This window comes from uncultured Roseivirga sp., from assembly GCF_963973945.1.
Lineage (GTDB): Bacteria > Bacteroidota > Bacteroidia > Cytophagales > Cyclobacteriaceae > Roseivirga.
The window spans coordinates 73731-89064 of sequence record NZ_CAXBBV010000009.1; the positions used below are offsets into that span (position 1 = coordinate 73731).

The following is a 15334-nucleotide window of genomic DNA, read 5'->3' on the forward strand; positions in this document are numbered from 1 at the left end:
TAACATGAAAAATAAACGACTGAAAATCACCATGCTCGTTCTTGCAACTCTTTTTGTTGTAAGCACTTGTAAGGACGATGACACGCAGATTATTTCCGATTCGCTTCGCGTTCTAACAGCGAAAGTTAATGAGCAAAGCTTGAAAGATGAGCCATCGGGAGTTGATACCGAAATTAGCCTCGAACTAGTCCTTAGCCATTCACTGAATACTGCCGCTTTTGAAAGCGCTTTGTCAATTTCTTCGTCAACAGGCGAAGTGAGCAAAAGTTTTAGTTACTCCAATTCCAATTCTATAGTAACCATTACCAATACAGAAGAACTAGACTTTGAAACAGAGTATACTATCTCTATTGTCGCAGGTGAGTATGGCGAAAATGGAAATACGTTAGATAAAACGATTTCTTACACTTTTACGGTAAGGGAGTTTGTTCCACCTAACGTTACTTTATCAAGAGATCTATCGAGTATTTCTGAGGCTGGGGGAGTAGCTACTATTACAGCTACAATGAGCGAAGCCGTAAATGAAGAAGTAACAGTTAACCTTACTTTTGCAGGAACCGCGGGCGCTACGGATTACTTGGCCAGTGGTACTTCAATAGTAATTCCAAGCGGACAGCTTACAGGCAATATTACTGTAACCGCCATTGATGATGCAGAAACTGAAGGATTAGAAGATGTTATTGTTTCTATTGAAAGTGTAACCAATGCCATAGAGTCAACTCCCCAAGAGGTTTCTTTTAGAATAGAAGATAACGATGCGGGCGGAAGAGGTTTTATTATCAACGAAGTACTTTTCGATCCGGCTTCTGGAGACGCTGGGGATGCGAATGGCGATGGCACAAGAAGCGCTTCTGAAGACGAATTTATTGAGTTTGTTAATGACAGTGATGTGGCGATTGACTTAAGTGGCTTTACAGTTTATGACACTGATAACTTTGCGACACTCACACCAAGACATACTTTTCCGAATGGAACAGTTGTGCCAGCACATGGCGTATATGTGCTTTTTGGTGGAGGAACGCCTTCAGGTAATTTTGGTGGAGCAGCTTTTGGTGTTTCAACTACAGGGAATCTAAACCTGAATAATGCAGCAGATCAAATTATCATATTAGATGCTTCGGGTAACGAATTTTTGACTTTTGATGCGGCTGTTGAAGGAGCTGGAATCGATTTTGGTTCTGACCAGTCTGTAACACGTTCCCCAGATATTACAGGTGACTTTACTTTACATACAACCGCTAACGCAAGTCTGATTTACTCACCAGGAACCATGGCAGACGGTACTGCTTTCGATATGAGTGGAGGTGGTAATGCAGGTTTAGGTTTGATCATTAATGAAGTATTATTCGATCCAGCTTCGGGAGATGCAGGAGACGCTAATGGAGATGGAACGAGAAGTGCTTCTGAGGATGAATTTATCGAATTTGTGAATGACAGCAACAGTCCAATAGACCTTAGCGGTTTTACATTATATGATGATGGCAATTTTGCCACACTCATTCCTCGACACACATTTCCCAACGGGACAGTAATTCCTGCCCATGGAGTTTATGTATTGTTTGGTGGAGGAGCACCAGCAGGCGATTTTGGAAATGCTCAAGTAGGCGTTTCCACTACAGGAAACATGAATCTAAATAATGCAGCAGATAAGATTATTATTTTGGACGCATCTGGTAATCCATACTTGTCATGGGATTCAGCTGTAGATGGAATAGGTCTTGATTTTGGCGCGGATCAGTCGATCACTAGATCGCCAGACATTACTGGTTCATATGTATTGCATCAAACTGCCAATGGCGCATTGTCCTTCTCGCCTGGAAAAAAAGCAGATGGAACAGATTTTTAATTTCAGACAAGTTAGTTCAATTAGTTAGTTCAAGTTCTGGGTTGTTTGGGTTTCATGTTGGCCTCGAGCAATTCCAGAACTTAATTATAAAATGTATATGAGAAGAATAGGAAAGTGGTTTTATATAGTTTTATCTATGGTGGCTGTAGCGGCTTGCTCAGGTGGAGGAGACCCTGCACCTGAGAACCTGTCGCTGCTTGCAGTGAATGTAAACGGAGGGGCTTTGGCAAACGGAGCCGAGAATTTACCAACAGAATTTCAATTGGAATTGGCTTTTTCAGCCGCCTTAAACACAGCTAAATTCGAGTCAGCTTTTAGTCTTATTGGAGGAACTGGAAACCCATCTTACACTATTACTTATGCCAATGCTTCATCAAAAGCTATCGTTTCAATCAGCAACCTAGATTATAATACAGTGTACGATTTGGAGCTATCGGCTGGGGTTTTAGGAAACAACGGTCAGTCGTTGCAGAATGGACTTGCTCTATCTTTTACTACTCAGGAGGATGAAGTAATAAGAGACATGGCGCCATGTACCTCTGCGTCCCAAGATTGTTACCGCTCCGTTTCTTTAGAAGATGCTTCTCAGAATACTGGTAATTTTAAATTTTACAGTACTCACCCAATTTATCTGGAAAATGCTGAATGGGAAAAGTTGAAGTATGCTGTTATTGTAGTTCATGGAGCCAATCGTGATGCTGATAATTACTACAATTGGTTACTCAGTGCTTTAACCAATAATGGGTTGCTTGAAAACACCATTCTTATTTCTCCTGAATTTATAAGCAGTACTGGAGCAACCACCGATGACCTGTACTGGAACAGTGATTGGCGAGAAGGACAGAAGTCAACCAGTAATGCAAAGATTAGCTCCTTTGAGGCTATTGACGCTTTGTTGAATCGTTTGTCAGATAAAACTGTATTTCCAGTTTTGGAAAAAGTAATCGTTACTGGCCATTCATCGGGTGCTCTTTTCACTCAGGTATATGGAGCTACCAATGTGACTGAATCTAGTTCAAATCATTTGAGCTTCGATTATGTGGTGGCAAACAGTCAATATTTTTACTATCCAGATAATCAGCGTTATAACGAACAAAATAATCAATTCTACACACCAACGGGATGTGGTACATATAACCACTGGCCTTTGGGCTACGCAGGTGCTCCATCATATGTAACCACAAGAACTGAAACAGAAATTGATGCCAATTTATTGGGTAGAAACTTTACCTACTTTCTTGGTAATGGTACTGGAAGTGATTCAGCCTTAAATACTTCAGATTGTGGAGCCGTATTATTAGGTTCATCACGACTTAAAAGAGGAGAGCATATTTACAATTGGTTGCAAACACAGTATAGTGGCCAAAATAGCTCCACCAAAGTAATTGTGAATGGCATTGGTCATGATGGCCAAGGAATGTATCAGTCAAACAACTTTAAGAGTCTATTGGAAACGCTTTTGAAATGAAGGGTTTTATTCTCCTTTCTAAAACTCGAAAGTCATAAAAAAGCCCCTTGTAAGAATTGAATTTACAAGGGGCTTTTCACAAAGTAGCATTCTTCTAGAAGTCGGAAAGCGTGTACTGTATCTGTAAATTGTACATGTCAGAAATCATACCGGCAGTATTTGCCCCTTGAATTCTATATGAAATACCCATTCCCGTACTTTTCAAAAACGAATCTTCATGACCAAAATCAGAAACAAGAGGAAATTCTTCACCCATTGTAAGGTTATCAAAAACGATTTCGTTAAACCCTAAATCATTTGAAATTTGATCAGCAAAAACGTGATTATATATTAAATGTAACTCTTGGGCCAATGGTAGAGCGCTACCAGATAGCATTTGCACTTCTACATTGCGTTCTTTTTTTATTGAACCTTCAGTATAAAGTGCACCAGAGTAGTTCATTAAAATATCTTGAGAAATCTCAGATCTAGAAGTTTCGAAATTATGGCTAATGCCTAAGCTGGCTAATTCAGGCATAATAAGAGTAATGCTATGCGATGCTGAATTTCCTTGTCCAAAAGCTGCTTGAGAAATAAATAAACAGATGATAGAGAGAAATTTTAATTTCTTTGTCATGTTCTTTTTTTTTACAAAGATAGGCCAGCTACGTTTAAAAGCCCATTAATGTCGATGAACAGCCAATAAGTACAGGTGAACTGAGAATGAAACTCTTAATTCTCAGTTTAGCTTAATTCAATTTTAAATTATTCCTACTTTCATAGAATTGATCAAATAAATTGAGAGGCAAATCACTGGCTTGTTGGTATTTTAAAATGATCATAAATGATACCTTTGTGTTTTGCGTTGCCTAAAATATAAGGAGCTTTCTACAGTGCTAACAATTGTTTGAGCGTATATTTAGAAAGCCAATACTGACCAATATTCACTTTTATCGTAAAGGGTGTACTTATGAGTTCTGATCAGATCAATCGAGAGTTGGAGCCTTCCAAAAAAGGTTTTAAGTACTTGCACATTGTGAGTATGGTTTTTATTACTATTCTTTTGATATCGAGTGTGCTCTCTATTAAGATTATTACATTAGGGTTTTTAGATGCACCTGCGGGGATTATCACCTTTCCAATCACCTTTATTTCGGGCGATATTCTTGCGGAAGTATATGGCTTCAAAATTACACGCAAGGTTATTTGGACAGGCTTGTTTTGTCAGCTCCTTATGAGCTTTATGTTTTTAATTGGAGATGCGCTACCTCATCCAGATTATTGGAATTTACAAAGTGAATTTACAGCCATTGTCGGCTTTGTACCAAGAATTGTGGCTGGTTCAATGATGGCATATTTTGTTGGAGAATATGTAAATGCTGTGATAATGTCGAAAATGAAAATTTGGGACAATGGGAAACGTTTTTGGCTTAGAGCACTGAGTTCATCCGTTGCAGGGCAAGGGCTAAATTCCATTATTTTTACAGTCGTGGCTTTTTATGGAGTGTACTCTATCAATCAGTTACTAATTATGGTCGGTTCGGGAGTGGCAATAAAGCTAGTTTATGAGGCTTTGGCTTTACCTTTAACAACTTATATTATGAAATGGCTAAAGCGAAATGAAGGTGTCGATTCTTATGATTTTGATGTGAAATACAACATAATTGGGTCGAATGAGAACGAATGACAATGGCTATACTAATAGTTCATTGATTCGGGGAATTACTTTTTCAATAAGTTGAGCTTTATCAAAAACCTCGATTTTTAAATCTGAACTCACATTAATGTTTTCTATTTCTACCCCAGTAATAATAAGAAACTTGTCGGTTTTAAATTTTCCTGATTTGCTAAGAATAGAAGCCAATTCGGTACCAGATAGTGTCGGCATGTTTTGATCTGATATAATCAAATCATATTTTTTCTTTTCTATTAATAACAGGGCTTGGTCTCCATCCTCAGCCTCATCGATTTCAATATTATCTACAAGTAAAGTTAAAAAATCCGCAGTCGTCTTGCGCATGTCTACATGGTCATCAATGATCAGTACATTCTTCATAGGTGTATAATAACAACTAGTAATAGGAAATTCGTTCGAGGAGAAAGGCCATGACACAGAATTTTGAGCAGCGAAATGGTATCCAAATGGTCAAAAGTGTAATGGTTGAGAATCAGAAATATACAATCAATTCGTGATAAATCAAGAAAGCTAACTTGAAACGTTCATTATTTTTTCTTTACAAATCCCATATTTCATGAGTTATTGATGGATTATCAGCTTTACGACTCCCTTTTGATAGATGATTGCTTCTTGTTTAGTTTATATTTTTCACAATTTAAGTCTTTCTTATACATCGATTTTTCGTTGGGTTTTTTGCTTTTACTCAGTTATGCTTGACCTAGACGACACCCTTAAACAAAACATTTATAAAGTAGAAAGGTGGAATTAATCCACCTCTCCGAACTTCTCATTCTTACCACTTTGGAGGTGGGGCTTGTTACCATAAAATAGGCTTATGCCATTATGTAGTGTCTTTTTTAGTACTTGCTTGATAATCACTTCGTATATTCTTGTCCTGATTTAGGACTACCTATATACTTCAACAAGTATGGAATTGGAAATAAAAGATACATCCCTATTTCGAACAATCTTCAAAGATATATTAGAACCTCTTCTTGTACTTGTTCTTTTCAATCGGTTTGAGAATTTCCCCATTTCTAGCGGGGAAAACATTCAATTCTTACTGTAGATGAGTATTTATTAACTGGTAAAGTTCTTTGAAGCTATTTTAACATCATGTATACTGATTTTTTATAATTAGAAAGTCAGGTTTGTAGTATCTTATGATATTCATTTATTATATTTCAGCCAACTGATTTATTAACTCTAATAATGAGAAATTATATTTTTGTTCTGCTATATTCTTCTGTCTTCATAAGTACTAGCTTATTTGCCCAAAACTCGTTTGATGAAGGGTTTATTATTAGCAATAGATCAGATACAACTTTTGGTTATATTCAATATAAGGCGTTTAAAAACAAGGACTCAGTTTTAGCTTTTAAAGATACAAATAAGGATGCCACACAAGAATTTACTCAATACCAAATTCAGGCATTTGGTTTTAAAGACGGAAGGTATTTTAAAGTATTAGACCTTTCTTCAATTGAGAAACTGAATGAAAAATTCTTTGCAGAGGTTTTAATAGATGGCGAAGTTTCTCTTTTCAAGCTTTCTTCGGGATTTGTTCTACTTAAAAATGATCAATTAACTTATCTTCCATTACAAGTTTCTGACTTTCGTAGATCCGATGTTAAGTTAGGAGAGCGTTTAAAATCTGAACTTAAAAGATCTAATATGTTAAGTGCAGCTGCAGTTCTAGCTGGAAGGTGTAATAGCTCACTTTTACAAGAATATGGCTTTAGTACTTCAGAAAAAAGCTTAACACGCCTTGTTAAGGCTTATAATGAATGTAGTGGCGTTAGATATGTTGAATATAAGAATAGCTTGCCTTGGACGTCTGTCGGTTTTTCTTTGGCTACAGGGCTTGTTAGTTCTCGTATCAATTTCTTTGATAACGATCATTATAGGTTTATGGATTTAGCTGAATTTAAGAGTGTTATGTCTCTTAACGTTGGTGCTGAAATTAAAATTACCTCTCCACGTCTAAGCCAAAGAACAAACTTTATTCTAGGGGCTTATTATCAAAAAACGGATTATTATGGTTTCTATAGTGATAATAGAGGAACGAGTTCCAACTCGAATAGTGACATATATATTAATACTACCCTGCTTAGAATGCCAGTTGGTTTTGGTTTTAAAGTGAGGCCGGGAAATTGGCTACTCAATCCAAGTTTGGGTATTAATATTAACCAGTACTTAGAGGTAGATTATGTTAGAATAGAACAGAGGGTATATAGTAATCAAAATGGTATTACAGTGATTTCGGAATCTTATAAAAATGAATTAAGAAATGAACTCGCAACTAATATTGGTATTTGGGTAGGTGTAGGAATTCATAAAAATATTTCCAAAAACCTTGATATTGGAATGGAATTACGCCTTGAAAACAATGCTGCTTCATTTTATAGTATATCTTCTAATCTAAATAATTTTCAACTTATATTTAGTTTAAATTATAATAAATGAAATGTAAATGTATAATACTGACTAGCTTGTTATTCTGGGCTTGTACGGAGAAAGTAGAAGTTGAGCCTAGGGATTATCCTATCATTCATACATTAGAAGTTTCTAATGTATCGGAGGCTGGAGCCACCTTCAATGCTAAATTAGTTTTTAGCGGTGATTTAGAGATCAAGAACCATGGTTTTATTTGGTCTCTATCGGATCTCCCAGTGATAACAAATTCGGATATAGTTTCTTTAGGCGAGTTGAAAAATGGATCATCATTTTCTTCTGATGTTACAACTAGGCTATCGAAAGAGGCACAGTACTATGTTCGATCATTCCTGAAAACTGATAAGACTACTGTATACGGTAGTGTGGTTAGTTTTCAAAGTGAAGGTAGTAACGGGCCTGAATTGATAAGCTTTGAACCAAATATTGGAGATTTAGGTGATACTATTACTGTAGTAGGAAAGGGGTTTAGTTCTTTAAAAACTGAAAATAAAGTTTTTTTTGAGGGTGAGGTTTCAGAAGTTATTGAAAGCAATGGTGATACAGTTTGGGTAAAAGTACCGGAAAGTATTGATTCGGATGCTAAAATTTCAGTTGCTGTATCCGGTGCTTCCTCTTCTTTCAGTAAAAAGTTTATTTTAAACATCCCCAAAATTAACAGTCTAGACGGCTCTACTAAAGTATCATTTCAAGAAGCTGTTTATATTAACACCCCACATATCCCAACGAATACTGATTTTATAAAAATCAAATTAGTATCTGACTTGGGTGAGGAATTCACTATAAACAATTCGTATTTAGTTCAGAAGCCGTTTGGGTTTAAAATCCCAGTAGATATCGGGTTTTCAAGATTTCGTGTAAAATTAATCTTTAACAATCAAGAATCCCTTTCACAGTCTTCCATCAATCTTTTACCTCCAGTTATCAATAGCCTTTCAAAGTCCGAAATTAAATATGATGATGAAATAACGATTTTTGGAGAAAATTTCGGTGAGTTAATTGAGAAAATGACGGTGTGGTTCGGAGATACGGAAGTACCAATAATAGAAGCTAAGAATATTCTGAATGGTGATGATTACATTAAAGTTAAGGTGCCTAGTATTTTAGACAAAACTTACTCGCAACGGAATTTAAAACTAGGTCTCCAAGTATTGGGTCAGACTCTCAATTCGAACAAAGAAATGCAAATTATAAATCAGTGGTTTCGTTTAAAAAAATTACCGTTTACTGAAAATAGCATAGGATGGACAAATATTTCAGCAATTACAACCTCAGATGACAGAGCATATGTCATGGTAATCGATGAATTATGGATGTTTGATGGCACACAGTGGGCTTTTTTATCGAAATTCCCAATCAGTAGCGTGAGAGTTTTTCCTTCTATCAATTATCATAATGGCAGCATATATTATGGTTTAGGTAGACTTTATAGCAAAACACTAGATCAGAGCGATTTTTGGGAATACTCCATTGAATCAAACTCTTGGAAGAGGTTGAATGATTTACCTGGTAGGAAACGTTCAGATGTTAGGTCTTTTGTTTATGACGATAAATTGTATTTAGGTGGCGGGGATCAGGGAATCCCTGGTTTTTCTTATGGACATAAAAGGTTAGAAGATTTTTGGGTATTTGATAGCAATTTAAATTCATGGGCTCAACTGTCTGATCTACCTTTTTATTTTCATAGAAATAGATACACAGTTAAAGGCAATGAGTTGTATGGATTTAATACATCTAAAAGAGACTTTACTAAATATGAGTATGACATTTTTAATGATTCATGGCAACAGTCAAGTTTATCTTTCACTGGATTTTATACTCCTGATTTAAGTAAGTTATTATTTTATGATGATAAGCTGATTACTTTTTCAGATCGAAAAGAATACGGGGTCTATTCTCTAGATTTGAATACGATGAAATCTGAGAGGATGGAAGATCCTCCATTTAACTCACGTTCTTATTTTATTTTAAACAAAAAAATTTACATGCTAGTTAGCTCAGATTTTGTAGATGCTGGAGAGTTCTGGGAGTTTGATATTGGGAGATAATTGTGTTTTAGATTTTTAGAATCACTAATTAATATTTAATTTTACTATTTCTATTTAAGTTTTTAATATGAATTACAACGTTTTATAAACAAAAAAATATGTATTTTTTTACTCTGTTTTTAGTCGATGCTGATAACCTATTTACTCATGTTTAACAATACCTTTCCGCTTCTTCCTGGAGCTTCCATTTGCTCAATGGCTTTGGCGATTTCATCAATTACATAATAAGCTTCAACGTCTGCTTTTAATTCTTGCTTGGTCAGCATAGTCAATACTTCAGGAATAATGGTGGAACGCTGTTCTCTGGTCAAGCTGGCCATCCATGTACTTAGCCAAAAGCCTTTGATGGTTAAGTTTTTGAAAATTAAGAGTCCTGAATTCAATGGAATAGGTTGAAGGCTCAATAGTCCGTAAACAAACATTTTTCCATTGGCTTGCATGGCATTCAACACCTTGTCGCCAAGTTCTCCACCCACGGCATCAAAAGCGGCTTTCACCATTACACCATCGGTTGCAGTTTTTACAGCCTTATAGATGTTTTCTGTTTTTTCATTGATAATGGCTTTGGCACCCAAATCGAGTAATGCTTGCTTTTGCTCATCGCTACGTACTGTGCCTACTACATTGATTCCGCGTTGTGAAGCCAATTGGATGACAAACTTGCTGAAAGCTGAGTTGGACGCTGTTAACATTACCCAATCTCCTGCTTGTAAATCGGCTTCCATTAACATACCGTAGGCGGTAAACGGATTTACAAAAGCCTGACAAGCTACATCATCGCTCATGGCCTGAGGTTTTGGAATGGCAGTTTTCGCTGGAATGCAGACATATTCTGCCCAAACGCCTGAGCCTGTGAAAATCACGCCCATACCCAATGGCATTTCTATACCAGTACCACAAGCATCTACCGTTCCGGTACCTTCAAAACCGCCAATTTGAGGTAATTCTGGTCTGATGCCATACTTGCCTTGAATAAACATAATGTCGGCAGGAATGATATTCGCCTTGGTAACTTTTACTCGAATCTCGCCTTCGGCTGGTTCTGGTTTTGGGAGTTCAACGACTTTAAGTACTTCGGTGGGAAGGCCTAGGGCGGTAAATTGGACTGCTTTCATGATTTTTCTATTTATTTGAAAAGACTGCTTCGTTTCTCGCAGTGACGAAAGGTAAATACTCGTCATGCATAACAAATTAAATTATTTATCTTGGCTATGCATAACAATAGCTGAAAAACCCATGCAGATATCTGAGAAATTTGAATTAAAAGAAAAAGTAGCCATCATCACAGGTGCTAGTAAGGGCATTGGAAAATACATTGCAATGGCTTTGGCACAACAAGGTGCAACGGTTGTGGTGTCTAGCAGAAAGTTAGGAGCCGTGGCCGAAGTGGCTGAAGAATTTAAATCGAAAGGCTTGGAAGCGGTGGCTTTTCCTTGTCATATGGGCGATGATGAACAAATTAAAGCTTTGGTAGACAGCACAATCAAAAACCTAGGCGGTATAGACATTATTGTGAACAATGCGGCTGCCAATCCAGTATTTGGGCCTGTGCAAGAAGCTGGTGATGAAGCTTTTGATAAAATCATGGACGTGAATGTAAAAGGCCCGCTCAATTTGGCCAAATACGCTTACGAAAGTATGAAGGGTCGCGGTGGCGGTTCTGTCATCAATATTTCTAGTATCGAAGGAATCACCCCTGGGCATGGTTTGGGACTGTACTCTGTCAGTAAAGCAGCTTTGATTCAATTGACCAAGGTTTTGGCCAGGGAATGGGGGCGTGATAACATTCGTGCAAATGCGATTTGTCCTGGGCTTATTGACACCAAGTTCAGCGAAGCACTCACGAGTAATGAAAAGATTATGAAAGTGGTGATGATGAAACAAGCCTTGCCTATGCTCGCCCAACCAGAAGATATCGCGGGACTGGCGCTATTCTTGGCTTCTGATGCCTCCAAGTTCGTTACTGGTGCTGTGATTTCAGCGGATGGTGGATATACGGTGTAGTTAATTAGTATATTGGTTATTAGTTATAAGTGTTGAAAATCAATCAATTTCATGGATACTTTTCTTGCTGAACTTGTACCTTTGATAGGTGGGATGGTTAGATTTTTATTCCTTTCTCCTTTTAAAAATCAGTCTTTTAAGGCGTTTAATAATTCTGAAAGGAAGTATCACAACTTATTCAATTGGGTTGCTGGGCTTTTTACAATAATGGCTGTCCTACTGGTGATCAAATGGATTGTATAGTCTTGCCGTACTGGGTATTTAGACCTCTTTCGTTAACTCAATTGCATTTTTAATGATAGCGCAGCCTCGTTGGATATCTGCTTCTGAAATGGTGAGGGGTGGTGCTAAGCGGAAACTTTCTGGACAAGAGAGAAACCAAAAAGTGATCAACCCATCTTCTAAACATTGATTTACGATTCTGGCGACACGTTCTGCACTTTTAAACTCAACAGCGAACATCAAACCGATTCTTCTAATTTCGATAATATCTGGGTGTCCAATAAGTGATTCAATCAGTTGACCTTTCTTTTCAACGCCTTCAATTAGGTTTTCATTTTCAATCACTTCAAGGTTGGCCACTGCGGCCGCGCAATTGACAGGGTGTCCGCCAAAAGTAGTGATATGACCCAATACTGGATTGAAGGTGAGTTGTTCCATATGGGACTTGGAAGAAATAAAAGCGCCCATCGGCATGCCTCCGCCCATGGCTTTGGCAATCGTCAATATATCGGGAATCACATCAAACTGCTGAAAAGCAAAGAGGGAACCCGTACGTCCGTAACCCGTTTGTATTTCGTCAAAAATTAAAAGCGCACCAGTTTCTGTGCACCTTTCGCGTAATGCTTTCAAATAAGCTTTGGAAGGAATGCGTACTCCCGCATCACCTTGAATAGGTTCTATAATAACACAGGCCGTTGCTTCTGTAATCTGTGCTAAATCGTCAATATTGTTGAACTCAATAAAGTACACATCGGGCAATAGAGGCCTGAAAGCGTATTTTTTCATTTGGTTGCCTGAAACGCTCAGCGCACCATGTGTGCCACCATGATACGATTTCTTGCAGGAAATAATCTGCGTTCTGCCTGTAACTCGCTTGGCCAGTTTCAATGCGCCTTCATTGGCTTCGGCTCCAGAATTCACAAAATAACTAGTGCTAAGCTGTTCTGGAAGGAGTGAGGCAAGCTTTTCGGCCAATCGGTTTTGCGGACTTTGGATAAACTCACCATAGGCCATTACGTGCATGTATTTGTCCAGCTGATCTTTGATGGCTTTCACCACATGAGGATGACGGTGGCCAATATTAGAGACCGCAATGCCTGAAATGAAATCGAGGTATTCCTTTCCATCCGTATCGAAAATGCTGGTGCCTTCCGCAAGCGCCACTTCCACCTTAAGTGGATAAGGGGTGGTTTGTGCTACGTGATTAAGGAATATGCGCTCAGAATTCATGTGCGAAAGTAAGCAGGAATCGCTTAAACTAAAACAGTGAACCAACGTATCCGTGTACTCTGAAAGTAAATTGATTAGTTGATTCTACTTCCGTTTGAACGGATTATCACAGAAAGCACTAATTTTGAGCAATGTTAATTAAGGAGGGCGATTTTAACCGTAATGAGCGATGGATGCTGGCTGGCATGCTGGTGTTATTGCTTTGTGCCCTGTTTGTTAACCTTGGTATTTACCCGCTTTATTTAGAAGAACCCAGACGCGGTTTGATTGCCTTGGAAATGATGTTCCAAGATAACCTTTGGGTGCCTACGCAAACGGGAGATTTATACTATCGGAAACCACCATTTTACAATTGGCTGATCATCCTTTCTTATCAAATTTTTGGTGGCTATTCAGAGTTTGCCACTCGTCTTGTTTCTGTGCTGTCAGCCTTGGTTACGGGAGTAGTGATTTACAGATTCTTCAAATTTAGATTGGGGAAGAGACTGGCAGTTTATGCTGCTTTAAGCTATGTAACTTGCGTAGATATACTCTTCTATTTCAGTATGATAGGAGAGATAGATTTATTTTATGCTTTAGTTACTTTTTTAGTTTTTGTTTCGATTTATCATTTTGGAAAACTAGAACAGTATTGGCCTTTGTTCTTATTCGCATACCTCCTTACCGCTATTGGTTTCTTGACGAAGGGACTTACTTCTTTGCCATTTTTGGCAATTTCCCTGTTGGTCTTTTTTATTTATGAGAAGAAATTTAAAGTGCTGTTTTCTATACAGCATATCGTATCAATTTTGGTCTTCTTTGTTGTATTAGCGGGTTATTTCTATGCGTACTCGCTTCATGAAGATCCAAGTGGTTGGTACACCACACTTTTCTCAGAGTCAGCAGATAAGGCAGTTGGAGGTGGTTTTTCAGCTTTATTAAAACACATTGCTCTTTTTCCGTTGACCACAATGGCCAATCTTCTACCAGTTACCTTATTTATTCCAGTGCTCTTTATTAAGAAGGTAAGGGTAATACTGATGTCGAATCGACTGATGGTATTTTTGGTGTTATTGTTTGTGGCCAATTTTGTGGTGTATTGGTTTTCGGCCGAAGCAAAATCAAGGTATTTGTACCCTTTATTCCCCTTATTAATAGCAATTCTATTGTATGGCATTCAAAAAACAGATGCCATTTGGCTGCGAAAATATGCTAAAGTGATCACCGTATTTTTGGTTTCTGTGGCCACATTGACTTTCCCGACTATGCTTTTTGTAAAAGAACTCGAAGTAGTAGATCACTTACTCTTCATTGTTATAGGCTTGGAGTTGTTGGTGGTTCTACTGTGGTGGTTGTACCTTAAAAAGGGAATTGAAGCCTATATGATTATTTTAGGCGTACTGTTGGTACTGCGCTTGGGTTATTCGTTTACCGTGCCTGTAACGCGTCAAAAAACCACTGGAGCAGCCGAAGACAAAGCCTTAGGATTAAGAATTGCTGAAACCACCAAAGGAGAGCCATTGTACCGACTGGGCGATGTGCGAATGTCGCTTACGATTGTTTATTACTTGGAAGCAGAACGAGAAGCCATTTTATACCAAACCGATGAATTGAAAGACGGCTATTATTTCGTATATACTGATGATTTGCCTGAGACGGGCTATTCCCTAATTGAAGAGTTTCATTACCACAACGAACCGATTTACTTAATTAGAGTAAACACACAAGAATGAAGGAGAAATCATCTATTAATACGGGCAGTATTAATCATAAAGAACATTAGAGTGGCGCGGCCTGAAATAGACTGACACAACCTACTTTAAGGAAGAGACAATTCTTAGGTTGTGCTTATTCTGTTATACCAATCGGAATAGTAATGTATGACCAACTAGAAGCTAGAGGAGAGTCTACTTTATTTTCATCAGAACTTGCTTTGATTTTACCTCCATTAAAATCCTTTGTAAATTTAATCGTTGCTACCGAAAATGTGAATTCAGGCATAAGAGTAGTTTCAATATTTATGATTTCCATTTCTCCGGACAGTACAATCCAATTTACAACTTCATTTATGTTTACTTTTCCCAATTTAGATACACTGAATAGATAGTTGTATGTTTTACCTGGTGTTACGGCTTTAGGCCCATCTAAACATACTCCAGTTTTTCCTGATGGGAAAATACATGAAGAGACATCTACTAGTTCTGCATTCATTATAGTTGTATCATCATTAATTTGAGCTTCATCATCACATGAAAAAGTTAAAACTAGGGCTAAGGCAATTAGGGTTTTAAGTGAGGTTTTCATCTTGAAGGTGTTTAGTTGTGTGTTTTCATTTGTAGTAATAACTAGATTTTTTATAGAGGTTACACTTTATGAGATTCTTTTTAAACCTGTAAACTTTTTAGGACGAGTCAGCTTTCTTCACT

General features: G+C 37.6%; 12 protein-coding genes. 7 read left to right on the forward strand and 5 right to left on the reverse strand.

Annotation, left to right across the window (positions count from 1 at the left end; translation table 11 throughout):
* Positions 1–4 precede the first annotated feature (4 nt).
* Together AAC026_RS14605 and AAC026_RS14610 are read left to right on the forward strand one after the other, a co-directional pair.
* Complete coding sequence (locus AAC026_RS14605; RefSeq protein ID WP_339699446.1) at positions 5–1846, forward strand: lamin tail domain-containing protein; 1842 nt, start codon at positions 5–7, stop codon at positions 1844–1846.
* 97 nt (positions 1847–1943) lie between these two features.
* A complete protein-coding gene (locus tag AAC026_RS14610; protein WP_339699448.1) occupies positions 1944–3314 on the forward strand; it encodes an Ig-like domain-containing protein in 1371 nt (456 codons plus the stop codon).
* A gap of 94 nt (positions 3315–3408) precedes the next feature.
* Here the strand turns inward: AAC026_RS14610 and AAC026_RS14615 are convergent, their stop codons facing one another.
* On the reverse strand, positions 3409–3930 hold the full coding sequence (locus tag AAC026_RS14615; RefSeq protein ID WP_339699450.1) for a hypothetical protein: 522 nt from the start codon (positions 3928–3930) through the stop codon (positions 3409–3411).
* 333 nt (positions 3931–4263) lie between these two features.
* Here AAC026_RS14615 and AAC026_RS14620 point away from each other — a divergent pair, with 333 nt between their 5' ends.
* Complete coding sequence (locus tag AAC026_RS14620; protein WP_339606349.1) at positions 4264–4980, forward strand: queuosine precursor transporter; 717 nt, start codon at positions 4264–4266, stop codon at positions 4978–4980.
* A 6-nt stretch (positions 4981–4986) separates the two neighbouring features.
* Here AAC026_RS14620 and AAC026_RS14625 read toward each other — a convergent pair whose 3' ends face one another.
* On the reverse strand, positions 4987–5349 hold the full coding sequence (locus AAC026_RS14625; RefSeq protein ID WP_339699453.1) for a response regulator: 363 nt from the start codon (positions 5347–5349) through the stop codon (positions 4987–4989).
* 834 nt (positions 5350–6183) lie between these two features.
* Here AAC026_RS14625 and AAC026_RS14630 point away from each other — a divergent pair.
* Positions 6184–7437, forward strand: a complete 1254-nt coding sequence (locus AAC026_RS14630) for a hypothetical protein (RefSeq protein WP_339699455.1) — start codon at positions 6184–6186, stop codon at positions 7435–7437.
* On the forward strand, positions 7434–9473 hold the full coding sequence (locus AAC026_RS14635; protein WP_339699459.1) for an IPT/TIG domain-containing protein: 2040 nt from the start codon (positions 7434–7436) through the stop codon (positions 9471–9473). Before AAC026_RS14630 ends, AAC026_RS14635 begins: the two co-directional genes overlap by 4 nt.
* A gap of 137 nt (positions 9474–9610) precedes the next feature.
* On the opposite strand, the gene AAC026_RS14640 is transcribed toward AAC026_RS14635, so the two are convergent.
* Positions 9611–10588, reverse strand: coding sequence for a zinc-dependent alcohol dehydrogenase family protein (locus AAC026_RS14640; RefSeq protein ID WP_339699462.1), 978 nt, complete (start codon positions 10586–10588; stop codon positions 9611–9613).
* Between the two features lie 64 nt (positions 10589–10652).
* Between AAC026_RS14640 and AAC026_RS14645 the strand changes: the two genes are divergently transcribed.
* Positions 10653–11477, forward strand: a complete 825-nt coding sequence (locus AAC026_RS14645) for a glucose 1-dehydrogenase (RefSeq protein ID WP_339699465.1) — start codon at positions 10653–10655, stop codon at positions 11475–11477.
* Between the two features lie 261 nt (positions 11478–11738).
* Here the strand turns inward: AAC026_RS14645 and AAC026_RS14650 are convergent, their stop codons facing one another.
* On the reverse strand, positions 11739–12929 hold the full coding sequence (locus AAC026_RS14650) for an aspartate aminotransferase family protein (protein WP_339699468.1): 1191 nt from the start codon (positions 12927–12929) through the stop codon (positions 11739–11741).
* Between the two features lie 131 nt (positions 12930–13060).
* On the opposite strand from AAC026_RS14650, the gene AAC026_RS14655 reads away from it, so the two are divergent.
* On the forward strand, positions 13061–14641 hold the full coding sequence (locus AAC026_RS14655; RefSeq protein WP_339699471.1) for a glycosyltransferase family 39 protein: 1581 nt from the start codon (positions 13061–13063) through the stop codon (positions 14639–14641).
* A 115-nt stretch (positions 14642–14756) separates the two neighbouring features.
* Here the strand turns inward: AAC026_RS14655 and AAC026_RS14660 are convergent, their stop codons facing one another.
* Positions 14757–15212, reverse strand: a complete 456-nt coding sequence (locus tag AAC026_RS14660; RefSeq protein ID WP_339699474.1) for a hypothetical protein — start codon at positions 15210–15212, stop codon at positions 14757–14759.
* Positions 15213–15334 lie beyond the last annotated feature (122 nt).